Genomic DNA, 23,295 nt, shown 5'->3' on the forward strand with positions numbered 1-23,295 from the left:
GCGGACTCAGCCGAAGCGGAAGGCGGACTGAGCGCTGCCGAGCACCCGGTCCTGAAACACAACGGCACCCGGATCCTCCCCGCCGGCGCCGGCCACCACGTGCAGCGGTAGCAGGTGTTCCTCGCGGGGATGGGAGGCACGCCCGCCGGGGGCATCGGCCCAAGCGACGAGCCGGCGCTGGCGCTCCGCCGCCGGGGCGGTGACCGCATCGCCGAGCCACTCATCGAAGCGCACGGAGTCCGCGTCGAGACCGCTATTGTCCCAGCGGAACCGGCGCATGTTGTGGAAGCTCATGCCGCTGCCCACCAACCACACGTCCTCGTCCCGCAGGGCCTCCAGCGCCCGGCCCGCGGCGATATGCTCCGCCGGATCCATGCCCGCGCGCAGGGAAAGCTCCACCACCGGGATATCCGCCTCCGGATCGATGAGTTTGAAGGGGATGAACACCCCGTGATCCAGTCCCCGTTCGCGCTCCACCGCCCCCGGCAGGCCGGCATCCTCCAGCAACTCGCGCACGCGCTCCGCCAGCTCCGGCTCGCCCGCGGCCGGCCAGGTGAGCTCATAGGTATGCGCCGGGAAACCGTAATAATCGAACAGCAGCGACGGTGCGGCCTGGGCGTTCACCGTGAACGCCGACGCCTCCCAGTGGGCGGAGACCACCACCACCGCCGCTGGCCGGCGCGGCAGCTCCGCCATCAACCCGCGCAACCACGCGGCCATGCGGTCCCAGGCATCCGGCGGATCCCACTCCATGAAGAAGCAGGGCCCGCCGCCGTGGGGGATGAAATGAGTGGGCATTGGTTTCAGCATCATTCCGCCTCGTCGTTGCGATACCGATAGCGTCCCATACCGGCACCGATGCGGTAAGCCACCGTTCATGCACAACATTGTTGCTGTCGCGAGAACACAAGTACGCCAACGTCCCACCGAATGGTGCGTGTTCGGGGACGATCGATTGCTCACACATCCTGGTCCCGGCCCGGCCTGTGGTCACGTGCCGCCAGCCACAGATCCTCCCGGCGCACGCCCAGATCGCGGAGCATACGGTCGTCCAGCCTCGAGACCTCGGCGAGGACGCGACGGTAACGCCGGTAATCTCGAATCCAACGACCCAGCCGCAACCAAATGGTCCCTATGGGACGCACCGCCCATGCGAGGCCCTGGGCAACGGCGGCCAACAGCCTGGCCGCCATCGGCGTATCCACGGACTGCAAACGCCCACGCGACGCCTCCATTCCGAGGCAAGGGGTACTGAGTTCTGTATTGCAGGAAGGCATGGCGACTGCTCCTTCGGCTAACCACTTTCGGGAAAAGTCTAGGGAGCAGTGCTAGATTAGTATATGCGAGAAATCGTAAGTTCGTTTTGCATTTGTGAAAGATATAGACTGGGATGACCTGCGGCATTTCCTGTTCACTGCGCGGCTTGGCACCGCCTCTGGCGCGGCGCAGGAGCTCGGCACCAGTGTCTCCACCGTAACCCGACGGATCACGACGCTGGAGAAGGCACTGGGCAGTCAGCTATTCGAACGCTCCCGCAGGGGCTACGAGCCCACGGAGGCGGGTCTCCGGCTTCTGGCTTACGCGGACCGGATGGAGCAGGATCTGCGGGCCGCCGAGGACGAGATCCGCACCGGTGACGCCGAACCGAAGGGCGTGCTGCGGGTCGCCTGCACCGAATCGGTCGCCTATGACGTGCTCATCCCGCGGCTGACCGCCTTCCATGAGCGCTACCCCCGCCTGCGGTTGGAACTGCGCGCGAGCCCCGCCACCCTCAGCCTCGGCCGCGGCGAGGCCGACTGTGCGATCCGCCTCTCCCGCCCCAAGGAGGGCGATTTCGTTGCCTCCCGGATCGGTCGCATGGCCTTCGCCTACTACACGCGGGCCGTCGCGGCGAATCAACGCGGATCCGTGACGCCCATCGTCGGCTGGGACCGGAGGCTCCGCACGGTGGCGTCCGCCCAGCTCCTACACCCGGCAGTGGATTCCGAGGAGGCCCCCTTCACTATCGACACCGGCATGGGCCACCTCGCGGCCGCCCGTCACGGTGCCGGCCCTTGCCTGATCGCGTGCATCACCGGGGATCGCACCGACGGACTCGTGCGCTGGCCGGACACCCAGGTCGTGGGTCGGTATCCGGTCTGGTTCGTGGTGCGCACCGGCCTCGCACGGCTGCGGCGGGTACGGGCCTTTCGCGCATTCGTCGTCGACGCATTCCGCGAGGAACAGGCGGCCCTGGAGGGCGCCGATCCATCTGTCTCGGAATCCCGCTGATGAGTTCGCCACGCATTGGCGTCCTTCCGCATAAAACCAACGCGCAGCGCCTACGACAGGGGCTGTCGCACTGACGTGCGAGCCTGGAGCGGAATTGGCCGGAGAGGAACGGCAATGCCCTCGGATTCACCTGATTTCGTCCCATCCTCGAAAACCCGAACGAGCAACAACAGCCCCCTGCGTATCGCCACCGTTGACACGCCCCATGGCGGCGTCATCGGCATGACCCTCTGCCCCGGCAAGCAGGGGGCGGGTGTCAGCGGCACCTGGGCGCGGTCGCTGGAGGCGGACCTTGCCGTGGTCCGCGACTGGGGCGCACGGGCCGTGCTGACCCTCATGGAGGTCCACGAGCTGGAGCGCTACGGGGTGGCCGAGATGCCCATCGCATGCCGCACGGTGCTCGGGCCACACGGATGGTTCCACCTGCCCATCGAGGATGGCGGCGTGCCGGACGCGGACTTCGAGACCGCCTGGCAGGCGCTCTCGCCGGCTTTCCACCTCTGGCTGCGCGCTGGGGATCGGATTCTCGTCCACTGCCTGGGCGGGCTCGGCCGCACGGGGTTGGTGGCGTGCCGGCTGCTGGCGGAATCCGGCGTGCCACCGCGGCGGGCCCTGGAGCGCGTCCGAACCGTACGGCCCGGAACCGTGGAGACCCGCGCCCAGGAAGGGTATGTGCTCCGCCTCCCCGGCGCGACGGGTTAAACTGGGGGCCGTACAGCAACGGCTACCGGGAGCCCCCATGCAGAACAAGACGGTCTTCCTTGCCCCCGGCGGGGGCTTCGACAACGTGTCGGTGGCCGACGGCGGTGAACCGCCGGCACCCGCTGCGGGTGAGATCACGGTGCGCATCCGGGCCAGCTCGCTGAACTTCCACGATTACGGGGTGGTCAAGGGCGCAACGGCGCCGAAGGAGACGCGCATTCCCATGGCGGATGGCGCCGGTGAAGTCACCGCCGTGGGGGCGGAGGTCGACGAATTCTCCGTGGGCGACCCTGTGGTGAGCACCTTCTTTCCGAACTGGCTGAATGGCCCGCCGCGGCACGAGGGGTTTGCCACCACCCCGGGTGACGGCGTCGACGGCTATGCCCGAGAGAAGGTTACCGCCCCGGCCACCGCCTTCACCCGCGCCCCCATGGGCTACAGCCATGCCGAGGCGGCGACGCTGACCACCGCGGGCGTGACGGCCTGGAAAGCGCTGTTCGTCGACGGCGCCCTCAAGCCCGGGGAAACGGTATTGGTGCAGGGAACCGGCGGCGTCTCGATCTTCGCGCTGCAGTTGGCCCGACACGCCGGCGCGCGGGTCTTCGCCACCTCCTCCAGTGACGAGAAGCTCGAGCGCCTCGCGGCCATGGGTGCGCAGCACGTCATCAACTACAACGACGACCCCGAGTGGGGCAAGACGGCCCATCGATTGACCGGCGGCCAAGGCGTGGACCATGTGGTAGAGGTCGGGGGGCCGGGGACGCTGGAGCAGTCCATGCGCGCCTGCCGGGTCGGCGGCCATATCGCGGTGATCGGGGTGCTGACCGGGGTGAAGGGCGACTTCCCGCTGCGCTTCGCGCTGATGCGCCAGCTGCGGCTGGACGCCGTGCTGGTGGGCAGCCGGCAGCACCAGATGCAGCTGGTCGATGCGCTGGAGGCCAGCGACATCCGCCCCGTGATCGACCGCCACTTCCCCCTGGAGGAGCTGGTGGAGGCCTTCCGCCACGAGGAGAGCGGTCGTCACTTCGGCAAGATCTGCCTGGACATCTGAGCGGCGGCACCGGGCGGTTATTCGGCCAGGCGGAAGGTGTTGCGGCCAGCCGACTTGGCCGCATAGAGCGCCCGATCCGCCTGGGACAGGGCCGCTTCGGCACCCTCACCTGGCCGAGCCAGGTAGGCACCGATACTCACCGTCAGGTGCTCGCCGGTACCGTAACGGGCGGCCTCCACACCGGCGCGGATGCGCTCGGCAGACACCTGCAGCGTCTCCGCATCACACGGTGAAAGCAGCACCAGGAACTCGTCACCGCCCCACCGGGCGGCGTGGTCGTAACGACGGGTGTTGTCCCGGAGCAGCTGGGCGACCTCGCGCAGGGCGGCGTCGCCGGCGGAGTGCCCGCGCTGGTCGTTTAGCTCCTTGAAGCTATCCAGATCCAGCCAGACTAGCCCGAAGGGCTGGCCTTCCCGGCTCGCCCGGGCAGCGGCCTCCTCCAGCAGCTCTGTCATGCCGCGGCGGTTGATCAGCTCGGTGAGCGGGTCGATCCGCGCCAGCCGGTGCAGCGCCTCGGTGCGCTCGCGGACCTTGTGCTCCAGCTCCTCGGTATGGCTTCGGATCGCCTCCGCCATGGCCCGAAAGTGCTGGATGAGCCGGCCGATCTCGCCATGCCCCCGAGGCAGGCTGCAGGCCTCCAGGCGGCCCTCGCGGCCCCGACGCATTGCCGTTTCCAACGCCCTCAGCGGGTTGAGGATTTGGTACTGGAGGGCGAGATGAAAGGCCAGCAGGGTGACCAGCAGGGTCACCGCGAACACCGCCGCCACCGGGGCGAACCGCGCCACGGGCATGATGCTGTCCAGATCCAGCAGGGTGAGCTCGTACCAGCCGATGGAGGGCAGGTACGCAAGGCCGGCCAAATGCCGCGTGCCGTCGATGGCCACGAAGGTCGTGCGCACGGTGCCGTTGGGCTCGGCGCTTTCTGCGAGGGCATCCATCATCGCCTGTATACGGCGTTCATCCTCCGGGGCATCCAGGAGCAGATCCACCGTCTTCTTCTGGCCCTCCGGCTTGACGATGCTCGCGAAGTCGATCATGCGCTGATCGCGATAGAGCTGGATCGCCCCCTGAAAGTCCAGGAACAGCGTGGTGATGCCCTCCTGCTCGATGTCGACGATCTCGTCGAGGAACTGCTCCAAGTCCAGGCCGGTACCGACCATGCCGAGTACCGTGCCGTCGCTGTCCCGCAGGAGCACATCGATCCAGAGCTTGGTGACACCGAGCTCGGTATCCGGGTTGACGTTAAGGTGGAAATCCCGCCCCTCCTCGATGAGGCGGAAGAACCAGGCGTCATCGGGGTCGTCGCGATCCAGGTAATAGCGCAGCTGCTCGCCGGTGTATTCGCCGTCCGCGTTGTTGTGATAGTAGGCGCCGTTCTCTCGCAGGGCGACGAAATAACTACGGCTCCCGAAATTGCCCCGGAAGCTCTCCATCTCCTCGATGGCCTCGGCCTCGAGCACGGGGTCATCGGGATTGCGGGCCCAGCGGTGGAGGACGATGGAGTCGGCGAACTGGCGGGCCAGGGCGATCTCCCGTTCCAGGGGCTGGCGCAGGCGGGCACTGTCGTACTGGACCTGGACCTCGGCGATGCGCCGGCCCCACTCCTCGATGATCCCCTCGGCGATTCGGTGGAACACCAGCCAGGCCGATACGGATGCCAGCACCACGAGGACCGCAGCGAGCAGAAGAAATCGCGCCCTAAGGCTCATGCGCCGCGCCACCCCGTCGCCGCTTGGCTGAAGCCCCACTAACAGGCACGTTAGCACACTCCGGCGGAAGAGCGACGCGGGCCGCAAGCTTGCCGATCACCCCGGGGAACAGATATCGACGAGCGTGAATCGTGGCCGGCCGGGCGGCGGAAATGGCATGGCGTCAGGTAGCCAACCACCGGTCTCGATCCAGAAGCGATTGGCCACCCGAAGCACCGACAGGCCGTGCATCAGGGTATGGCCATGGAAGACTCGCAGCACATCGGGCAGCGGATGGGTGAGCGCCGCATCCGTCCCCCGGCCGCGGGCGCGACCGGCGATCTCCCGCGACCAGATCGCCTGGTAACGCACCTCCTCGCCCAGGTCCGGATCCGCCATGGCGTCTACGAACTCCGCCCAGGTGGGATACTCCGGCGGCACCTCCGCGTGCACCACGCCCACAGTGCCCTCCGGGGTGCCCACTTCCAGCGCCCAGGGGAGCGCCTGCAGGCCATCCAGCAGGGCCTCCGTGGCATCCGCGCTCAGCTCATGGATCCAGTGATGATCCTCGCATCGATAGGGCAGGCCCGCCGGCGAGCCCTCCCGCCCCAGGGCGTGCAGCACACTGACGTCGTGGTTGCCGCGCACGGCGTGGAACCAGGGCTCCGCCAGCAACCCGGGGACGAGATGGGGCTCGGGGCCGCGGTCCACCAGGTCCCCCACGCAGAGCAGACGGTCGCGGTCCGGGTGGAAGTCGATGGCCTTGAGCCGTTCCCGCAGCCGTGTGACGGCGGCATGGATATCGCCGACGACGAAATCGCGGCCGTGTTCATTCGCTGGCAGACGTTGCACGATCATAGCGATGGGTAACCCGCCTCGTCCCCTGAATGCGTCCCGCGGCGCACCGCTCCGGGGCCGCGGCCGAAGTGGCGCTTGAACGCCTTGCTGAATCCGGCCTCGGTGCGATAGCCGACCTGTTCGGCCACCCTCGCCACCGGCTCGCCTTCCCGCAATAGCCGGTGGGCGAGCTTCAAGCGCCACCGGGAGAGATAGCGCATGGGCGCGCACCCCATGGCGGCGGTGAAACGCTGGACCAGCGCGGAACGCGAGACCGCTGCCTCCCGCGCCAGCGACTGCAGGTCCCAGGCATGCGCCGGTTGGGCGTGGATGCACTGCAGTGCCCGGTGCACGGCCGGGTCCGCCAGGGCCGCTCCGAGGGCGGACTCCCGGGGATGCTTGCGGAAATACTGGCGTACCACCTGAATGAAAAGCGCATCCGAGAGCCGGTCCACCATGGCGTCGCTCCCCGGCAGCGAGACCGTCGATTCCTCCACCAGCAATCCCACCAGTCTCCGCAGCGTATCGCTCCCTGTCACCTCCTCGGCGGGCAGCAACAGGTACTCGGGGAGGGCATCGAGCACCGGATTGGACGCACCCTCGTCGAAGACGAAGTAACCGCAGATGATGCCCGTGCCCCCGGACTCGGTATCACCCAAGGGCGCACGCCGGGGTTCGCCCGCGTCGGGTTCGCTGGTGGGCCGCTCGCTGAGCCGATGGGGCGCGTCCCGCGGCAACACCAACAGATCGCCCTGCCCCAGGCACATCGGTTCGCTGCCATCCAGGGGGTCGAGCCAACAGCGCCCGGAAACCACCAGGTGGAAGCTCGCCTGGTGACGCCCCGCATGCTCCAGGCTCCAGTTGCCGCAGAAGCGAGAGCGCTCGAAGACCGTGGCATTGAGGTGGAACGTCTTCAGCAGGCTGCTGATGAGATCCATGTCACCGGCTTCCGTGTCTCTGGCAGTTCGGACATAAATGATGGCAGTTGAGCCATTCCGGAATATCCGTTCTCACCGTAGCGTGAGTGGCGGAGTCACAGACAGCCCAAAGTACGGAGGTAGATCATGACCGAATTCCCACTCCACGATACCCACACCGCCCCGGAGGCAGCGAAACCCCAGCTGGAGGGCACCCAGCAAACCATGGGCTTCATCCCGAACATCTTCGCCAAGATGGCGGAGGCGCCGGCCGTGCTGGAAGGCTACGCCAGCATCTCCGGTATCTTCGACAAGACCTCGTTGTCGCCGGTGGAACGGGAAGTCGTGCTGCTGACCACCAGCGTCGAGCACGAGTGCCACTTCTGCGTGGCCGCCCACACCGGCCGGGCCAAGAAGGCGGGCATGGAGGAGTCGGTGCTGGAGGCCCTGCGGGCCGGCCACGAGCTCCCGGACAGCCGACTCGAGGCGCTGCGCGCCTATACCCTGGAGGTCGTGCGCAACCGCGGTTGGCTCGCCAACGACGCGGTCGACCGCCTCCTGGACGCCGGCTATACGCGGGAGCAGGCGCTGGAGGTCGTCCTCGGCGTGACCATGAAGGTGCTCAGCAACTACACCAACCACATCACCGGGACGCCCTTGAACGAGCAGCTCTCGTCGCTGAAGTGGGAGGGCAAAGCCGCCTGAGTCCGGCTCATGGCCACGTAACCTCCCGCATGCCCTGGCGGCGGCTGGGCGACCCTCACTCCATGAGGCGATATCCAAAGTCCGCCGCCCGCCAGGGGGAACGGACATTAGGAGGCGCTACAGCTCGCGCCGCCCAGGACGCAGAACTGGGCGCAGAAGGGGTGGTTCAGAGGGACCGTGCGCTGGGCATCCGCCAGGGTGCTCCCGAGCTCGAACTGGGGGTCGTAGGGCAGCAGGGTGCAGGCCACGACGGCGGGTCGCTCCGCGCCCTTGCGCTTGACCACCATGCGCGAGCCGGCGCACATGACGCTGTCCGGGTGGCGGCCGAGCTTGTCCCAGCACCCCTCGGTGATCTCGGGGACATCCACCGCTGGGTCCATCTCCGGGAACAGCACCAGATCCTCCGGGTCATGGGCGTCCACGGCGATACCCTCGTGCCGGAAATGCGCCGCGAAGCCGTCGCGGACCGCTTGCTCGCACTCGCCGGTGAACCTGCGTCCGGCCACGGAGACACGGAAGCCCTGTTCCGAGAGCCAGCGCAGCCCTGCCATGGCCGGGCGCCAGGTCTTGGCACCGCGCTCCCACTCATGCCATTCCGGGCGGTAGTGATCCATGGACACACGCACGGTGAGGCGCTCTCCATGACGGCCATTGAGCGCCGCCAGGGGCTCGGCGACCTTCATCATGGGGCGCATGGCATTGGTCAGCACCAGGGCCTCGAAACCGCGCTCGAGCACGTCTTCGAGCATGCCGATCATCTCCGGGTTCATGAACGGCTCGCCGCCGGTGAAGCCGATCTCCCGGGTGCCCAGCCCCTGCCCTTCGATTTCGTCCAAATACGCCCTCACCTCGTGCCGGGTAATCCAGGCAAGGCTATCGTTGCGCGGCGATGACTCGATGTAGCAGTTCCGGCAGGTTAGGTTGCACAACGTCCCGGTGTTGATCCATAGCGTCTCCAGGCGCTGCAGGGTGACGTGGGCGCGGGGCTCGCCGTCCGCGGTGACCGTCGGGTCGCGGAACTTCCCGGGCTCGATCAGGTAGCGCGGCCCCTCCAAGGCCTCCTTGGGCTGGGTGCTCACTGGATGCTCCTTATTGCGGTGTCGGTGCTACCCGTTATAGCCGCCGGTGCCCGCCCCGGGAAATAGGCCCGAGTACGTACGTCGGCGCTAGGCGCTCTCCCGGGTGGGCTCGCCGAGGGCGTGGGCCTGGAGCTTGCGGATCTCGTCGCGCCGCCGCGCCGCCTCCTCGAACTCCAGGTTGCGCGCGTGCTCGTGCATCTCCTTCTCCAGGGCCTTGATACGCTTGACCGCTTCGGCGGGGGAGAGTTTCCCGTAGGCCAGGGTCTCCTCAGCCACCTCTGCGTAGTGCTCGGCGGTGTCGGGGGCGCCCGGGGCCTCCCGCTCCATCACGTCCGCCACCGCCTTGCGGATGGTCTGAGGCGTGATGCCATGAGTCTCGTTGTGGGCGATCTGCCGGGCCCGGCGGCGCTCGGTCTCGTCGATGGCCCGACGCATGGAGTCGGTGATCGTATCGCCATAGAGGATGGCCCGGCCATTGACGTTGCGCGCGGCCCGGCCGATGGTCTGGATCAGCGAGCGCTCGGCGCGCAGGAAGCCCTCCTTGTCCGCGTCGAATATGGACACCAGGGAGACCTCGGGCATGTCCAGGCCCTCGCGCAGCAGGTTGATGCCCACCAGCACATCGAACACGCCCAGGCGCAGGTCGCGGATGATCTCGACCCGCTCGACGGTATCTACGTCCGAGTGGAGGTAGCGCACCTTCACACCGTGCTCGTGAAGGTACTCGGTAAGGTCCTCGGCCATGCGTTTGGTCAGCGTCGTGATCAGGGTCCGCTCCCCGGCGTCCACCCGGGCGTGGATCTCCGAGAGCACATCATCCACCTGGGTGGAGGCGGGCCGGACCTCGATGGCCGGGTCCACCAGCCCGGTGGGCCGGACCACCTGCTCGGCGGTGACCTCCGAGTGGCGCTCCTCGAACGGCCCCGGGGTGGCTGAGACATAGACCGCCTGGGGCTGCAGCCGCCGAAACTCCTCGAACTTCAGCGGCCGGTTGTCCAGAGCGGAGGGCAACCGGAAGCCGTACTCCACCAGGGTCTCCTTGCGCGAGCGGTCACCGCGGTACATGCCCCCGAGCTGGGGGATGGTGACATGGGACTCGTCGACGAACAGGATGGCGTCGTGGGGCACGTAGTCGAACAGGCACGGCGGCGGCTCGCCCGGCGCCCGCCCGGAGAGGTAGCGGGAATAGTTCTCGATGCCGTTGCAGTAACCGAGCTCCTGCATCATCTCCAGGTCGAACAGCGTCCGCTGCTCCAGGCGCTGGGCCTCCAACAGCTTGCCGGCGGCGTTGAGCTCGTCGAGGCGCTCGCGGAGCTCTTCCTTGATCGCCTCGATGGCCGCGAGCACCCGCTCCCGCGGCGTGACGTAGTGGGTCTTCGGGTAGATGGTCAGCCGCGGCACCCGGCGCAGCACCTCGCCGGTGAGCGGATCGAACCAGGCGAGCTGCTCGATCTCGTCGTCGAAGAGCTCGATGCGCACCGCCTCCTCGTCGGACTCCGCCGGGAAGATGTCGATGACGTCGCCACGGGCCCGGTAGGTGCCGCGGCCGAAGTCCTGGTCGTTGCGCTTGTACTGGAGTTGGGCGAGCCGGCGCAGGATCTGGCGCTGGTCGATACGCTCGCCCCGGGAGAGATGCAGGACCATCGACAGATACGCCTGAGGATCGCCCAGGCCGTAGATGGAGGACACCGAGGCCACGATGATGGTGTCCCGCCGCTCCAGGATGGCCTTGGTGGCCGAGAGCCGCATCTGCTCGATGTGGTCGTTGATGGAGGCGTCCTTCTCGATATAGGTGTCGGATGCGGGAACGTAGGCCTCCGGCTGGTAGTAGTCGTAATAGGAGACGAAGTACTCCACGGCGTTGTCGGGGAAGAACGCCTTGAACTCCCCATAGAGCTGGGCCGCCAGGGTCTTGTTCGGCGCCAGGATCACCGCCGGGCGCTGCTCCCGGGCGATGAGGCTGGCCATGGTGAAGGTCTTGCCGGAGCCCGTGACGCCGAGCAGGGTCTGGTGGGCGTGACCGTCCTCCAGGCTCTCCGCCAGGGTGTCGATGGCGGTCGGCTGGTCACCGGCCGGCTCGAAATCGGCATGGAGAAGAAATTCGTCAGCCATTGCAATATCATCCGGGGGCGGTACACCGCGACAGGTGGAGGTGGAAGTTGGCGTTTCAACTCGCAAGGCGCGTCCAGCGCGTTCGGCCCTCGCCGACCATGGCGGTCACTGCACGGGCGGAGGCCCTGCGTGCCGCCGGCCGGGACGTAATCAGCCTGAGCGCCGGGGAGCCGGACTTCGATACACCGGAGCATATCAGCGAGGCGGCGATCACGGCGATACGCGCCGGCGCGACCCACTACACCGCGCCCACCGGCACCGCGTCTCTACGGGCCGCCATTGCCGCCAAGCTCCATCGGGACAACGGACTCGAGTATGCGCCGGCGGAGATCATCGTCGGCACCGGCGCCAAGCAATGCCTGTACAACCTGGCGGCGGCATTGCTGGATGCCGGTGACGAGGCGGTGATCCAAGCGCCCTACTGGGTCTCCTACCCGGACATCGTCCGCCTCGTCGACGGCGTGCCGGAGATCGTCGAGACCGACGAGCACAGCCGCTTCCGGCTCACGCCGGAGACCCTGGAGGCGGCGCTGACCGACCGGACCCGCCTGGTCTTTCTCAACAGCCCGGCCAACCCCACCGGCGTGGTCTATACCCGCGATGAGCTCGCCGCCCTCGGCACGGTGCTGCGCCGTTACCCCGAGGTGGTAGTGGCCAGTGACGATATCTATGAGCCTATCCGTTGGAACGATGGGCCCTTCGCCAACATCGTCAACGCCTGCCCGGAACTGCGCGAGCGCACGGTGGTGATCAACGGCGTCTCCAAGGCCTACGCCATGACCGGCTGGCGGATCGGCTACGCCGCCGGACCGGAGCCGCTGATCGCCGCGATGGCCAAGGTCCAGTCCCAGTCCACCTCCTGTCCGAGCAGCGTCTCCCAGGCCGCGGCGCAGGCGGCCCTCGAGGGGGGCAGCGAGTGTATCGAGCCCATGCGGCAGGCCTTTCGCGAACGCCACGATCTCTTGGTGGAACGCCTCAATGCCCTGCCCGGCATCCGCTGCCGCCCGGCGGACGGCACCTTCTACCTGTTCGCCGATGCCCGGCGGCTGATCCGCGAGCTCGAGGGCGTCCGCGACGACCGGGCCCTCGCGGAGTGGCTGCTGGAGAAGACCGGCGTCGCCGTGGTCCCGGGCTCCGCCTTCGGCCTGCCCGGGCGCATCCGCGTCTCCTTCGCCACCTCCGCCGAGAACCTGGCGACGGCCATGGAGCGGATGGCCCAGGCACTGGCCGAGGCCGGCGTGCGCTGACCTCGACGATGGCATAGGTGGTTGCCCTTACACGGGTTTTCCCGTATTTCCGGCGTGCCATCCGCCTACTAACTTTGCCCGTGCAGTTGAAGCCAAAACCGACAAGGAGGAAAACCATGAACTGCACTGCGAAGCAAAGCACCGGCCTCTGCGCCCTGGTCCTCGGGGCCACCCTGCTCGTCGCCCCGCTGCACGCGTCCGCCCAGGACCGACTGCCGGATCTGGAGGGCACCACCTACGGCCTGATGCTCGACGACCTGGGCGGCCAGCTCGAGGCACTGGAGTCCGCCGACGCCTCGGAGCGAGAACAGGCCCTCCACGAGGCCGCCCTGACCCTTACCGAGCAGAACCTGGTCATGGTAAGAATGATCGACGCCCTCCATGACAAGGTGAACGGGCTTATCGAGGACCAGAACGATCTGGTCAGCTCCGGCCAGGAGAAGTTCCAGGAGATCGGTAGCGTCTATCGGGAGAATTCCCGCAAGGAGCAGCGCCGCCGCCTGTGGCTGCGGTGAAACCCGCGATCCCGGGGCGTACCGCATCCCGGCCACGCCCCGGCCTTTCGTCGCCGCCGGGTGTTGACCCGGCGGGCAGCATCATTAGAATACGCGATTCACGGCATGACACTTCCCCGGTAGCTCAGCGGTAGAGCAAGTGGCTGTTAACCACTGGGTCGGCGGTTCGAATCCGTCCCGGGGAGCCAATAAAATCAGGTGGTTACATTCCCCACCACAATCGCGCCAATCCGCGCGATGGAAACGGTAACCAGGCAAGTCCATGTCCCCGGGCTTGGTCGCCGCATCCAGCCGATCCAACAGCCGCGTCAAACACGGCGCAAACCCTGCGGGGATGCCGCGGCGCCCACACAGGATCAGTATTCCAGACCCTCCAGATACTCACGGAACTGCGCCCCGAGCTCCGGGTGCTTGAGCGCGTATTCCACCGTCGCCTGCAGGTAGCCGAGCTTGTCGCCACAGTCATAGCGGGTGCCCCGGAACTCATAGGCGAACACCGGCTCGTCCGCCATCAACGCGGCGATGGCGTCGGTGAGCTGGATCTCGCCCCCGGCGCCGGGGCGGGTCCGACGGAGCTTGTTGAAGATGGCGGGATTGAGGATATAGCGCCCCACCACCCCCAGGGTGGACGGCGCCACCGTCGGGTCCGGCTTCTCCACGATGCCGTGCATGCGGCTGAGACGTTCGGATACGGGCTCGGAGTCGACGATACCGTAACGGTCGGTATGGCTCTCGGGCACGCGCTGGACACCGAGGATGCTCGCCACCTGCTCGTCGTACTGCCGGACCATCTGCGCCATACAGCCGCCCCCATCCGGATCGTCGATGAGGTCGTCGGCCAGGATCACCGCAAAGGGTTCGTCGCCGACGATGGGCTCGGCGCAGAGTACGGCGTGGCCGAGCCCCAGGGCCTCGGACTGGCGGATGTAGACCGCCGCCACCCCGTTGGGCAGGATCTCGCGGACCAGCCGTAGCCGCTCCTCCTTGCCCTTGGCCTGGAGCTCGGTCTCCAGCTCATAGGCCTTGTCGAAATGATCCGGAATGCTGCGCTTATTGCGGCCCGTGACGAATACCAGGGTCTCGATCCCCGCCTTGACGGCCTCCTCCGCGGCATACTGCACCAGCGGTTTGTCCACCACCGGCAACATCTCCTTGGGATTGGCCTTGGTGGCCGGGAGGAAGCGGGTGCCGAGTCCGGCAACGGGAAAAACGGCCTTGCGTATGCGTCGGGTCATGGTCGTCAGCGCCTTCTCAGTAAAACAGGCCGCGCGCTGCGCGGCCTGTGCACGACTGCGTGATCTCCACGGCTACTCGGCGATGATATCACCGCGGATGGACTCGAGGGTCATCTCGCCGATGCCGCTCACCTCGGTGAGCTCCGAGGGATCGGCGAAGCCACCGTTTGCCTCGCGATACTCGACGATGGCCTCGGCAAGGGCCGGCCCGATCCCGTCGAGCTGCTGGAGCGCTTCCCTGTCGGCGGTGTTGATGTTGATCCCCGCCGCCAGCACCACGGGCGCGGCGATCAGCGAGAACATGGTAGCCAGGGTGTGGAAAGGTTTCATGGCAGTACCCTCCTTGGTCGGGTCAATGATTCACAGGCCGGACCTTCCCGGTCCGACCCGTTGAGCATACCCCGACGCCGCCGGCGTCACCAACCCCGCGGGCGGGAGGCTACACCCTCGACCTCGGCACGGATGGCGGCCAGGGCAGCCACCGGGTCGGCGGCTCGGGTCACCGGGCGACCGATGACCAGGTCGGTCGCACCGGCGGCCAGGGCGGCCGCCGGCGTCATCACCCGCGCCTGGTCCCCCGCATCGGTGCCCGACGGCCGGATCCCCGGGGTCACCCGCCGAAAGCCGTCGCCGCCGAGGGCGCGCATGGCCGCCGCCTCCCGGGCGGAGCACACCACCCCGTCGAGTCCCGCCTCGGCGGCAAGGCCACCGAGCCGGCCCACTGCAGCATCCATCGGCCCGTTGAGCCCGATGCGCTCGAGATCCGCCTCGCGATGACTGGTGAGCACGGTCACACCAATGATCAAGGGCCGATGACGGGCGCCTTCCACCGCCTCGCGCGCCGCGGCGAGCATGGCCGGGCCGCCCAGGGTATGGACGTTGACCATCCATACCCCGAGGTCCGCAGCCGCCCGGCAGGCGCCGGCCACCGTGTTGGGGATGTCGTGGAACTTGAGATCCAGGAAGACCTCCCAGCCGGCAGCCACCCAGCGCCCTACCATCTCCGGGCCGCCGCGCAGGAACAACTCCTTGCCCACCTTCAACCGGCACTCCCCCGGCGGAAGCGTCGCCACCAGCGCCTCCGCGGCGGCGACCTCGTCGAAGTCCAGGGCGATGATCAGTGACACGTTACTCCCCCTGCAGCCCCTTGACCGGCTTGATGGTGCTCCACGCCCGACAGCTCGGACACTGCCAGTGCAGCTGCCGTGCCGAGAACCCGCAGCTCTGGCAGCGGTAGGGCTGGCGGTCACCGATCAGCGCCTGAAACAGCTGGTGGAGCACGCGGAGATCCCGCTGCCGGCGCCGGTCGGGGTCCTCGTCATCGATATTGAGCTCGATGAGCCGGTTCAAGCCGCGCACCGACGGCCGCTGGCGCAGCTGCGAGGCCATGAACTCAATGGCCGCCTGCCGGCCGTCCTCCTCGGCGATCAGCTCGGAGAGCTTCATGACCACCGAGGCCCCGTCGTAGGACTTCATCGCCCGGTACAGGAAACGACGGAACCGACCCATGCGGCCGAGCTCCCGGTAGCAGGCCTCCAGGGCCGGCAGCACCTCCGGCAGGTAGTCGAGGTCCTGGTGCTGGACGCGGCGATAGGCGCGCACCGCGGCGCGCAGATTCCCACGGCTGCGCTCCAGGTCGCCGCGCAGCATATTCGCGCGCACACACGAGGCCTCGAAGTTCAGCGCCCGCTTGAGCAGGGCCCGGACCTGCTCATCGCTCTCCCCCCGGCGCAGGGCCTCCTCCGCCTGCTCACAACAGAACTGGGCGCAGTGGCCGCCAAGGTCCCGGCCGGTGACCCGCGACAGCCGCCGGGCCACCTCTACCGCCTGCTCCCATTCGCGCTCCTGCTGGTAGATATCGAGCAGGTAGCGCAGCGCGGTGGCCGCGTGGTCCTGCTGCTCGGCGACCTCGCCGAAGATGGCCTCGGCACGATCGAGCAGCCCGGCGCTCATATAGTCCTTGGCCAGCTCTAGCATGGCGTAGGCATGCTGGCCACGCTCCAGGGACGGCCGGGCGATGAGATTCTGGTGGATGCGGATGGCCCGATCCACCTCGCCACGCCGGCGGAACAGGTTCCCCAGGGCCAGGTGGGTCTCCACGGTATCGGAGTCCACCTCCACCATGCGGGTGAAGACCTCGATGGCCTTGTCGGGCTGCTCGTTGAGCAGGTAATTGAGGCCGCGGAAGTACTCGGGAGAGAAGCTCGCCGGCCGCTGGCCGCCGGGATCCCGGCGTTCCCGGCGCCCCACCGCCCAGCCGGAGAGAGCGGCCACCGGCAGCAGCAGCCAGAGCAGTTCGAGCATCGTCAGGGATTATCGCGCAGCGGCAGCTTGCGCAACTCGTCCACCTCGGTGCGGGCATGGCGGGCCTCGCGCCGCAGCCGCGCGAGCTCCCGGCGCTGGCGCAGCAGGACCATGGTCGCCGAGAGCACCCCGAGCACGGCACCGACCAGCAGCGCGATCGCCAGCCACAGCGACAGCGGCATGGCGGCGCTGCCGAAGTAGTAGTTCACCATTACCTCTTCCCCATTGAGGAGGGCGAAGCTCAGACCGAGGGCGATCACCGCAATGGCAAGTACCAGAAACAGTAGACGTCGCATGGGTGTGCAGATCCTTCCGTAGTGCTCAGGGCCGGAGCGGTGACGTCATTTTGAAGGAAGCCTGGGAGGGAGTCACGGGCGGCCGGCTGACCTCGCCCGGAGTGCGGGGCGGTCACTCGCGGATGGGATTGTCCCGGCCGTCGTTCACCCGCTCGCGCATCTCCTTGCCCGGCTTGAAGTGCGGGACATACTTCCCCGGCAGGGCCACCGCCTCCCCGGTCTTGGGGTTGCGCCCGATACGCGGCGGTCGGCGATGCAGGGAGAAGCTGCCGAAACCGCGGATCTCGATGCGCTCCCCGGAGGCCAGGGCCTCGCTCATCTGCTCCAGCAGGGTCTTCACCGCCAGCTCGACGTCCTTGTGGGGGAGATGCTGTTGTCGGTCGGCAATCAGTTCGATCAGCTCGGATTTGGTCATTGCTCTTCCAGCGGCCCGGTCCAACAAGAACGGGCCGGGGCCACGGCAACGGCCGCGACCGCCGGCCCGACGGAGCGACTCAGTCCTCGTCCTTGTTCTGCATCTGCTCCTTGAGCAGATCGCCGAGGGCCGTGGTGCCAGCGTTGGACGGCCGGCCGAAGTCCTCCACCGCGGCGCGCTCCTCCTGCTGGTCCTTGGCCCGGACCGAGAGGTTGATCATGCGGTTGCGCCGGTCCACGGCGGTGAACTTCGCCTCCACCTGATCGCCCTCACGCAGCACCTGGCGGGCATCGTCCACACGCTCGCGGTCGAGGTCGGCGGCGCGGATGTAGCCCTCCACCTCCTCGGCGAGCTTCACGGTTGCGCCCTTGGCGTCCACCTCGGTGACGGTGCCGGTGACCAGGCTGCCCTTCGGGTGCTCGGCGACCCAGCTGGACAACGGGTCCTGCTCGAGCTGCTTGATACCCAGGGAGATGCGCTCGCGTTCCGGGTCCACCGAGAGGACCACCGCTTCGACCTCGTCGCCCTTCTTATACTCGCGCACCGCCTCCTCGCCGGCCTCGTGCCAGGAGAGGTCCGAAAGGTGCACCAGGCCATCGATGCCGCCCTCGAGGCCGATGAAGATGCCGAAGTCGGTGATCGACTTGATCGCCCCGGCGACACGGTCGCCCTTGTTGTACTTGGCGGCGAACTCGTCCCAGGGGTTGGGCAGGCACTGCTTCATGCCGAGCGAGATCCGGCGGCGCTCCTCGTCGATGTCGAGGATCATCACCTCGACCTCGTCGCCGATGGCGACCACCTTGGCCGGATTGACGTTCTTGTTGGTCCAGTCCATCTCGGAAACGTGGACCAGACCCTCGACGCCCTCCTCGATCTCGACGAAGGCGCCGTAGTCGGTGATGTTGGTCACACGGCCGTTGACCCGGGCACCCTCGGGATAGCGGCCGGCGATGTTCTCCCACGGGTCCTCGCCGAGCTGCTTGAGCCCGAGGGAGACGCGGTTGCGCTCGCGGTCGAACTTGAGGACCTTGACCTCGATCTCGTCGCCGACGTTGACCACCTCGGAGGGGTGCTTGACGCGGCGCCAGGCCATGTCGGTGATGTGCAGCAGCCCGTCGATGCCCCCGAGGTCGACGAACGCGCCGTAGTCGGTGAGATTCTTGACGATGCCCTTGAGCTGCTGGCCCTCCTGGAGCTTCTCGAGCAACGCCTCGCGCTCGGCGCTGTACTCCTCCTCGACCACCGCCCGGCGGGAAACCACCACGTTGTTGCGGCGCTGGTCGAGCTTGATCACCTTGAACTCGAGGTCCTTGCCCTCGAGATAGGTGGTGTCGCGCACCGGGCGGATGTCCACCAGCGAGCCCGGCAGGAAGGCGCGCACGTTGCCCAGGTCCACGGTGAAGCCGCCCTTGACCTTGCCGCTGATCTGACCGGTCACGGTCTCACTGGCCTCGTAGGCCTCCTCGAGCTTCGTCCAGACCCGGGCCCGTTTCGCCTTCTCGCGGGAGAGCCGGGTCTCGCCGAAGCCGTCCTCGACGGCGTCGAGGGCCACCTCGACCTCATCGCCGACGTTCACCTCGATGTTGCCTTCATCGTCGATGAACTGCTCCAGCGGAATCATGGCCTCGGATTTGAGGCCGGCGTTGACGATGACGTCATCGCCATCGATGGCAACCACGGTACCGTTAACGATGGCACCGGGGCGCATATCGGTGTTCGAAAGACTCTGTTCGAACAGTTCAGCAAAGCTTTCGCTCATGGGTGAATTGATCCCAGACCGTAACCAGTCAAGTTGTTGTGCCTACATACACAGAAAGCGACCACCGCGGGCGCACGGGGGCCGCTTTCACGCCTTGTCGAGCCTCCAGGGCCGTCAGCCGAGCCGCCGGCGCACCTGGCTCATCACCGCCTCGACCACCTCGTCCACCGCGAGCTCCGTGGTATCGAGCTCGGCGGCATCGGCGGCCGCGACGAGGGGAGCCACCGCACGGCCCGCATCGCGACGGTCCCGTTCGGTGATCTCCTCTACAAGATCGTTCAGGCTAGCACCAAGCCCTTGGTCCATCAACTGTTTATAGCGCCTCCGGGCACGTTCTTCCACCGATGCGGTGAGAAAGATCTTCACCGGGGCATCCGGGAAGACCACCGTGCCCATATCACGGCCGTCGGCCACCAGCCCGGGGGGCCGACGGAAATCACGCTGACGCGCCAGCAAGGCCGCTCGGACGCCAGGCAGCACGGCGATCCGGGACGCGATGGCACCACAAGCCTCGGAGCGGATCGCGGCGGTGACCTCCTCGCCATCGACGAACACCCGCGCATCGGTCTCGCCACCCTCGAAGCGGATGCGGATCCGCCCGGCCACGTCGACGATGGCCGCCTCGTCCTCCGTAGCCACGGCGTCGCGCCCCACGGCATAGGCGAGCACGCGGTAGATCGCGCCACTGTCGAGCAGATGCCACTCCAATCGCCGGGCCACCTCCCGGGCGACGGTCCCCTTGCCGGATCCGCCGGGTCCGTCAATGGTGATCACAGGCACGGCGTCGCTCATGCGCCCTCCACCGTCATTCGTCGATCTCCTTCAGGGACAGACCCAGTCGCCGCGCCTCGTCCGCGAAGCTCGGGTAGGAGGTGGCGACGTTGGCGCAATCCTCGACGCCGATCGCGCCGTCGCTGATCAGAGACGCGATGACGAAGGCCATGGCCACGCGATGATCGCCGCGGGCATGCACCCGGCCCCCATGCAGCCGCCGCCCGCCATGGATGCGCATACCATCGGCCAGCGGCTCCGCGTGCGCGCCCAATGCGCTCAATCCCTCCGCCATCACCGCGATGCGGTCGCTCTCCTTGACCCGGAGCTCCTCGGCGCCGGTGATCACGGTCTCGCCCTGCGCGGCGACGGCGGCGATGAAGAGCACCGGGAACTCGTCGATGGCAAGGGGTACCAGCTCCGGGGGGACCGCGATGCCCTGCAGCGGTGCGCTGCGCACCCGCAGATCGGCCACCGGCTCGCCGCCGACCACGGCCTCATTGCCGACCTCGATATCCGCACCCATCAGGCGCAGGATCTCGATCACCCCGGTCCGGGTGGGGTTCATGCCCACGTGGGTCAGGGTGACGTCGGCATCCGCCGCGATACTCGCGCCCACCAGGAAAAACGCCGCCGAGGAGATGTCCGCGGGCACGGAAACGGGGGTGGCAACGAGTCGTGCCCCACCTCGCAGGGCGACGGTGGAACCAGCGCGCTCCACAGGATAACCGAACCCGGCGAGCATCCGCTCGGTGTGGTCGCGGCAGGGGGCGGGCTCAGTAACCCGGGTCTCCCCTTCCGCATAAAGGCCGGCGAGCAGTAGCGCCGACTTGATCTGGGCGCTGGCCACCGGGAGCGCATAATCGATGCCCCGCAGCCGCTGGCCACCAAGGATATGCAGCGGCGCGGTGCCCGCTGCCGTCGCCTCAATCACCGCCCCCATGAGCGCCAGCGGCTCGGTGACCCGGCGCATGGGCCGGCGATTGAGGGAGGCATCCCCGGTTAGCACAGTATCGAAGCCCTGCCCCACCAGTACCCCGCAGAGCAGGCGCATGGCCGTGCCGGAGTTGCCCATGTCCAGCGCCCCGTCCGGCGCCTGCAGGCCGTGGAGACCGGCGCCGTGGAGGGTGAGCGCACCGCCGACGGGGCCCTCGGCGCGGAGCCCCATGGCGCGGAAGGCGGCCAGCGTGGCGAGCACGTCCTCGCCCTCGAGCAGGCCATCGATCTCCGTGACCCCCTCGGCGAGGGCGCCGAACATCACCGCCCGGTGGGAGATGGACTTATCCCCGGGCACCCGCAAGGCCCCGCGCAACCGCTCCGCACCCGCCGCGTGAAACGTCAGCGCCCGGCTACTTCTCGAAGACATACCGATACTCGTCCCGTGTCGCCTTGGCCCGGGCGAACACCTCGGCGAGACCCTCACCGTCACCCTCGCGCACCCGTCGCGTCAGCGCCTCCAGGTCCTCGCGGTAATGCGCCAGGGTCTCCAGCAGCGCCTCGCGGTTGGCCAGGCAGATATCGCGCCACATCACCGGATCGCTGGAGGCGATGCGGGTGAAATCCCGAAAGCCGCCGGCGGCATACTGAAAGACCTCGTGACTGGCATCCCAGCGCCCCAAGGTGTCCACCAGCCCGTAGGCCAGCAGGTGCGGCAGGTGCGAGGTGGCGGCTAGCATACGGTCGTGGTGGGCCACGTCCATCTCTATGGTCTCGGCACCGGTGGCCGCCCACATGGCCCGCACCCGCTCGAGGGCATCGGGATCGGTCTCCGCCGCCGGGGTGAGGATCACCCGACGGCCCCGAAAGAGTTCGGCGAAGCCGGCCCCGACGCCGGAACGCTCGGTGCCCGCCACCGGATGGCCGGGCACGAAACGCGGCGGCAGCTCGCCGAACACCGCACGCGCATCGGCCACCACCGAGCCCTTGACGCTGCCCACATCGGTGATCACCGCGTCTTGCGGCAGCGCCTCGGCGATGCTGTCGAGCACGCCCCGGACGGCACCCAGGGGAACGCCGATGACGACCATGTCGGCCGCGGCTACGGCCGCGGCCGCGTCGGTGCTGCCCTCGTCCGCCACCCCGAGGGCCACCGCTTGTCGAGGGGTCGCCTCACCACGACCCACGGCCACCACCCGCTCCACGGCACCGGCGGCACGCAGCGCCTGAGCCAGGGAGCTACCGATGAGGCCCATCCCGATGACGGTAAGCTGCCGGATCGGGGTCATGCGGTGCGCTCGATCAGGCCGTCGCTGCGGGCCGCCTCCAGGGCCGCCAGGAAGCGCTCGTTCTCCGCCGCCGTGCCCACGGTGACCCGCAGGAAGCGCGGCAGGCCGTAGCCGCCGACCGGCCGCACGATCACCCCGGCGCGGAGCAGGGCCTCGTTGACGGCATCGCTGCGCTGGCCCACCTCCACGCACAGGAAGTTGCCGGCGCTGGGCAGCACCCGCAGGCCCAGGGCGGCGAGGCGTTCCGCCAGATGGGCGCGTTGCTCCCGGTTCAACGCCACCGAACGGCGCACATGGTCGGTATCCGCCAGCGCCGCCACCGCCGCCGCCTGGGCGGCGGCGTTGACGTTGAATGGATGCCGCGCACGGTTGAGCAGGTCCGCGATCTCCGGGCAGGACAGGGCATAACCCACCCGCAGCCCCGCGAGCCCGTGAATCTTGGAAAAGGTCCGCGTGATCACGAGGTTCGGGAACCGCTCCAGCCAGCGCGTGCCGTCCAGATAGCCCGGACAGTCCAGCGCGTAGTCCACGTAGGCCTCGTCGAGGACCACCACCACCTCCCGCGGTACCCGTTCCAGGAAGGACTCGAGGGCGTCCCCGTCCAGCCAGGTACCCGTGGGGTTATTGGGATTGGCGATGAATACCACCCGGGTGCTGCCGGTGATGGCCGCGAGCATGGCCTCCAGGTCGTGGCCGTGGGGCTGGGCATGCTCCGGGCCGTGGGCCGGTGCCACCACGGCATCCGCGCCGACGGTGCGCGTGGCGATGGGGTAGACGGCGAAGGCGTGCTCGGCGAACACCGCCTCCCGGCCGGGCCCGAGGAAGGCCCGCGCCACCAGGTCGAGGACGTCATTGGAGCCGTTGCCGAAGGTCAGCTGCTCCGGGGCCACGCCGTGGTGGGCGGCCACCGCCGCCCGGAGGTCGTGGGCGCCACCCTCTGGGTAGCGGTGCAGGTCGGCGGCCACCCGGCCCACCGCCTCCACGGCGGCGGGGCTGGGCCCGAGCGGGTTCTCGTTGGAGGCAAGCTTGACGATGTCGGTGACACCGTACTCCCGGGCCAGCTCCGCCTCCGGCTTGCCCGGTTGATAGGGCTGGAGGTCGCGCACGCCCGGGACCGCCAGGTCGCGGAAGGGGATGGGGGAATCCATGGTCATTGTTACCGCCCG

General features: G+C 68.1%; 24 protein-coding genes and 1 tRNA gene. 7 read left to right on the forward strand and 18 right to left on the reverse strand.

All coding sequences use genetic code 11. The annotated features are described in order from the left end of the window. Positions 1-6 precede the first annotated feature (6 nt). Entirely contained in the window at positions 7-813 is an 807-nt protein-coding gene (locus ACQ754_RS05035) for a DODA-type extradiol aromatic ring-opening family dioxygenase (protein WP_440995907.1), read from the reverse strand. A 146-nt stretch (positions 814-959) separates the two neighbouring features. Further along, a complete protein-coding gene (locus ACQ754_RS05040; protein WP_440995908.1) occupies positions 960-1,193 on the reverse strand; it encodes a DUF1127 domain-containing protein in 234 nt (77 codons plus the stop codon). A gap of 178 nt (positions 1,194-1,371) precedes the next feature. Here ACQ754_RS05040 and ACQ754_RS05045 point away from each other — a divergent pair, with 178 nt between their 5' ends. The 3 genes from ACQ754_RS05045 (at position 1,372) to ACQ754_RS05055 (ending at position 4,024) form a co-directional block, all read left to right on the forward strand. After that, positions 1,372-2,271: a LysR family transcriptional regulator gene (locus ACQ754_RS05045; RefSeq protein WP_440995909.1), complete on the forward strand. Its 900-nt coding sequence runs from the start codon at positions 1,372-1,374 to the stop codon at positions 2,269-2,271. A gap of 114 nt (positions 2,272-2,385) precedes the next feature. After that, positions 2,386-2,973 carry a cyclin-dependent kinase inhibitor 3 family protein gene (locus ACQ754_RS05050; RefSeq protein WP_440995910.1) on the forward strand — a complete coding sequence of 196 codons (588 nt, stop codon included), beginning with the start codon at positions 2,386-2,388 and terminating at the stop codon, positions 2,971-2,973. 37 nt (positions 2,974-3,010) lie between these two features. Then, positions 3,011-4,024 carry a zinc-dependent alcohol dehydrogenase family protein gene (locus tag ACQ754_RS05055; RefSeq protein ID WP_440995911.1) on the forward strand — a complete coding sequence of 338 codons (1,014 nt, stop codon included), beginning with the start codon at positions 3,011-3,013 and terminating at the stop codon, positions 4,022-4,024. Positions 4,025-4,041: 17 nt separating this feature from the next. Here the strand turns inward: ACQ754_RS05055 and ACQ754_RS05060 are convergent, their stop codons facing one another. The 3 genes from ACQ754_RS05060 to ACQ754_RS05070 form a co-directional block, all read right to left on the reverse strand. Then, positions 4,042-5,733: a sensor domain-containing diguanylate cyclase gene (locus tag ACQ754_RS05060; RefSeq protein WP_440995912.1), complete on the reverse strand. Its 1,692-nt coding sequence runs from the start codon at positions 5,731-5,733 to the stop codon at positions 4,042-4,044. Between the two features lie 96 nt (positions 5,734-5,829). Next, positions 5,830-6,570, reverse strand: a complete 741-nt coding sequence (locus tag ACQ754_RS05065; RefSeq protein WP_440995913.1) for a metallophosphoesterase — start codon at positions 6,568-6,570, stop codon at positions 5,830-5,832. Further along, positions 6,567-7,487, reverse strand: a complete 921-nt coding sequence (locus tag ACQ754_RS05070) for an AraC family transcriptional regulator (protein WP_440995914.1) — start codon at positions 7,485-7,487, stop codon at positions 6,567-6,569. The genes ACQ754_RS05065 and ACQ754_RS05070 overlap by 4 nt, the downstream gene beginning before the upstream one ends. A gap of 126 nt (positions 7,488-7,613) precedes the next feature. Between ACQ754_RS05070 and ACQ754_RS05075 the strand changes: the two genes are divergently transcribed. Continuing rightward, on the forward strand, positions 7,614-8,171 hold the full coding sequence (locus tag ACQ754_RS05075; protein WP_440995915.1) for a carboxymuconolactone decarboxylase family protein: 558 nt from the start codon (positions 7,614-7,616) through the stop codon (positions 8,169-8,171). 107 nt (positions 8,172-8,278) lie between these two features. On the opposite strand, the gene ACQ754_RS05080 is transcribed toward ACQ754_RS05075, so the two are convergent. Next, positions 8,279-9,250: a radical SAM protein gene (locus ACQ754_RS05080; protein WP_440995916.1), complete on the reverse strand. Its 972-nt coding sequence runs from the start codon at positions 9,248-9,250 to the stop codon at positions 8,279-8,281. Positions 9,251-9,337: 87 nt separating this feature from the next. After that, a complete protein-coding gene (gene uvrB / locus ACQ754_RS05085; protein ID WP_440995917.1) occupies positions 9,338-11,362 on the reverse strand; it encodes an excinuclease ABC subunit UvrB in 2,025 nt (674 codons plus the stop codon). A gap of 47 nt (positions 11,363-11,409) precedes the next feature. Here uvrB and ACQ754_RS05090 point away from each other — a divergent pair, with 47 nt between their 5' ends. The 3 genes from ACQ754_RS05090 (at position 11,410) to ACQ754_RS05100 (ending at position 13,312) form a co-directional block, all read left to right on the forward strand. Further along, positions 11,410-12,609 carry a pyridoxal phosphate-dependent aminotransferase gene (locus ACQ754_RS05090; RefSeq protein ID WP_440995918.1) on the forward strand — a complete coding sequence of 400 codons (1,200 nt, stop codon included), beginning with the start codon at positions 11,410-11,412 and terminating at the stop codon, positions 12,607-12,609. Between the two features lie 116 nt (positions 12,610-12,725). Continuing rightward, positions 12,726-13,124, forward strand: a complete 399-nt coding sequence (locus ACQ754_RS05095; RefSeq protein ID WP_440995919.1) for a hypothetical protein — start codon at positions 12,726-12,728, stop codon at positions 13,122-13,124. 113 nt (positions 13,125-13,237) lie between these two features. Then, positions 13,238-13,312 (forward strand) — tRNA-Asn (locus tag ACQ754_RS05100). 168 nt (positions 13,313-13,480) lie between these two features. Here ACQ754_RS05100 and galU read toward each other — a convergent pair. From galU to hisC, 11 genes are all read right to left on the reverse strand, one after another. Next, on the reverse strand, positions 13,481-14,359 hold the full coding sequence (gene galU, locus ACQ754_RS05105) for a UTP--glucose-1-phosphate uridylyltransferase GalU (RefSeq protein ID WP_440995920.1): 879 nt from the start codon (positions 14,357-14,359) through the stop codon (positions 13,481-13,483). A gap of 72 nt (positions 14,360-14,431) precedes the next feature. Beyond that, entirely contained in the window at positions 14,432-14,689 is a 258-nt protein-coding gene (locus ACQ754_RS05110) for a ComEA family DNA-binding protein (RefSeq protein WP_440995921.1), read from the reverse strand. Positions 14,690-14,775: 86 nt separating this feature from the next. Continuing rightward, a complete protein-coding gene (gene pyrF / locus ACQ754_RS05115; protein ID WP_440995922.1) occupies positions 14,776-15,486 on the reverse strand; it encodes an orotidine-5'-phosphate decarboxylase in 711 nt (236 codons plus the stop codon). Position 15,487: 1 nt separating this feature from the next. Next, on the reverse strand, positions 15,488-16,663 hold the full coding sequence (lapB, locus tag ACQ754_RS05120; protein ID WP_440995923.1) for a lipopolysaccharide assembly protein LapB: 1,176 nt from the start codon (positions 16,661-16,663) through the stop codon (positions 15,488-15,490). 2 nt (positions 16,664-16,665) lie between these two features. Next, positions 16,666-16,959, reverse strand: a complete 294-nt coding sequence (locus ACQ754_RS05125) for a LapA family protein (protein WP_440995924.1) — start codon at positions 16,957-16,959, stop codon at positions 16,666-16,668. 112 nt (positions 16,960-17,071) lie between these two features. Beyond that, positions 17,072-17,374 (reverse strand): integration host factor subunit beta, encoded by a 303-nt coding sequence (locus ACQ754_RS05130; protein ID WP_440995925.1) that lies wholly within the window; start codon positions 17,372-17,374, stop codon positions 17,072-17,074. A gap of 79 nt (positions 17,375-17,453) precedes the next feature. Further along, positions 17,454-19,133 (reverse strand): 30S ribosomal protein S1, encoded by a 1,680-nt coding sequence (gene rpsA, locus ACQ754_RS05135; protein WP_440995926.1) that lies wholly within the window; start codon positions 19,131-19,133, stop codon positions 17,454-17,456. A gap of 114 nt (positions 19,134-19,247) precedes the next feature. After that, the gene (gene cmk / locus ACQ754_RS05140) at positions 19,248-19,925 is read right to left on the reverse strand and encodes a (d)CMP kinase (protein ID WP_440995927.1); all 678 of its coding nucleotides are present in this window, start codon (positions 19,923-19,925) and stop codon (positions 19,248-19,250) included. Positions 19,926-19,938: 13 nt separating this feature from the next. Beyond that, complete coding sequence (gene aroA, locus ACQ754_RS05145; RefSeq protein WP_440995928.1) at positions 19,939-21,270, reverse strand: 3-phosphoshikimate 1-carboxyvinyltransferase; 1,332 nt, start codon at positions 21,268-21,270, stop codon at positions 19,939-19,941. Further along, complete coding sequence (locus ACQ754_RS05150; protein WP_440995929.1) at positions 21,254-22,129, reverse strand: prephenate dehydrogenase; 876 nt, start codon at positions 22,127-22,129, stop codon at positions 21,254-21,256. The genes aroA and ACQ754_RS05150 overlap by 17 nt, the downstream gene beginning before the upstream one ends. After that, positions 22,126-23,283: a histidinol-phosphate transaminase gene (hisC, locus tag ACQ754_RS05155; RefSeq protein WP_440995930.1), complete on the reverse strand. Its 1,158-nt coding sequence runs from the start codon at positions 23,281-23,283 to the stop codon at positions 22,126-22,128. The genes ACQ754_RS05150 and hisC overlap by 4 nt, the downstream gene beginning before the upstream one ends. Positions 23,284-23,295 lie beyond the last annotated feature (12 nt).

Origin of the sequence: Arhodomonas sp. SL1, from assembly GCF_052060015.1 — a bacterium.
Taxonomy (GTDB): Bacteria; Pseudomonadota; Gammaproteobacteria; order Nitrococcales; family Nitrococcaceae; genus Arhodomonas.

Coding starts and splice junctions, on each gene's coding strand:
- ACQ754_RS05035 (WP_440995907.1), bottom strand. CDS start 813: ATGATGCTGAAACCAATGCCCACTCATTTCATCCCCCACGGCGGCGGG.
- ACQ754_RS05040 (WP_440995908.1), bottom strand. CDS start 1,193: ATGGCGGCCAGGCTGTTGGCCGCCGTTGCCCAGGGCCTCGCATGGGCG.
- ACQ754_RS05050 (WP_440995910.1), top strand. CDS start 2,386: ATGCCCTCGGATTCACCTGATTTCGTCCCATCCTCGAAAACCCGAACG.
- ACQ754_RS05055 (WP_440995911.1), top strand. CDS start 3,011: ATGCAGAACAAGACGGTCTTCCTTGCCCCCGGCGGGGGCTTCGACAAC.
- ACQ754_RS05060 (WP_440995912.1), bottom strand. CDS start 5,733: ATGAGCCTTAGGGCGCGATTTCTTCTGCTCGCTGCGGTCCTCGTGGTG.
- ACQ754_RS05065 (WP_440995913.1), bottom strand. CDS start 6,570: ATGATCGTGCAACGTCTGCCAGCGAATGAACACGGCCGCGATTTCGTC.
- ACQ754_RS05070 (WP_440995914.1), bottom strand. CDS start 7,487: ATGGATCTCATCAGCAGCCTGCTGAAGACGTTCCACCTCAATGCCACG.
- ACQ754_RS05075 (WP_440995915.1), top strand. CDS start 7,614: ATGACCGAATTCCCACTCCACGATACCCACACCGCCCCGGAGGCAGCG.
- uvrB (WP_440995917.1), bottom strand. CDS start 11,362: ATGGCTGACGAATTTCTTCTCCATGCCGATTTCGAGCCGGCCGGTGAC.
- ACQ754_RS05095 (WP_440995919.1), top strand. CDS start 12,726: ATGAACTGCACTGCGAAGCAAAGCACCGGCCTCTGCGCCCTGGTCCTC.
- galU (WP_440995920.1), bottom strand. CDS start 14,359: ATGACCCGACGCATACGCAAGGCCGTTTTTCCCGTTGCCGGACTCGGC.
- ACQ754_RS05110 (WP_440995921.1), bottom strand. CDS start 14,689: ATGAAACCTTTCCACACCCTGGCTACCATGTTCTCGCTGATCGCCGCG.
- lapB (WP_440995923.1), bottom strand. CDS start 16,663: ATGCTCGAACTGCTCTGGCTGCTGCTGCCGGTGGCCGCTCTCTCCGGC.
- ACQ754_RS05125 (WP_440995924.1), bottom strand. CDS start 16,959: ATGCGACGTCTACTGTTTCTGGTACTTGCCATTGCGGTGATCGCCCTC.
- ACQ754_RS05130 (WP_440995925.1), bottom strand. CDS start 17,374: ATGACCAAATCCGAGCTGATCGAACTGATTGCCGACCGACAACAGCAT.
- rpsA (WP_440995926.1), bottom strand. CDS start 19,133: ATGAGCGAAAGCTTTGCTGAACTGTTCGAACAGAGTCTTTCGAACACC.
- cmk (WP_440995927.1), bottom strand. CDS start 19,925: ATGAGCGACGCCGTGCCTGTGATCACCATTGACGGACCCGGCGGATCC.
- aroA (WP_440995928.1), bottom strand. CDS start 21,270: ATGTCTTCGAGAAGTAGCCGGGCGCTGACGTTTCACGCGGCGGGTGCG.
- ACQ754_RS05150 (WP_440995929.1), bottom strand. CDS start 22,129: ATGACCCCGATCCGGCAGCTTACCGTCATCGGGATGGGCCTCATCGGT.
- hisC (WP_440995930.1), bottom strand. CDS start 23,283: ATGACCATGGATTCCCCCATCCCCTTCCGCGACCTGGCGGTCCCGGGC.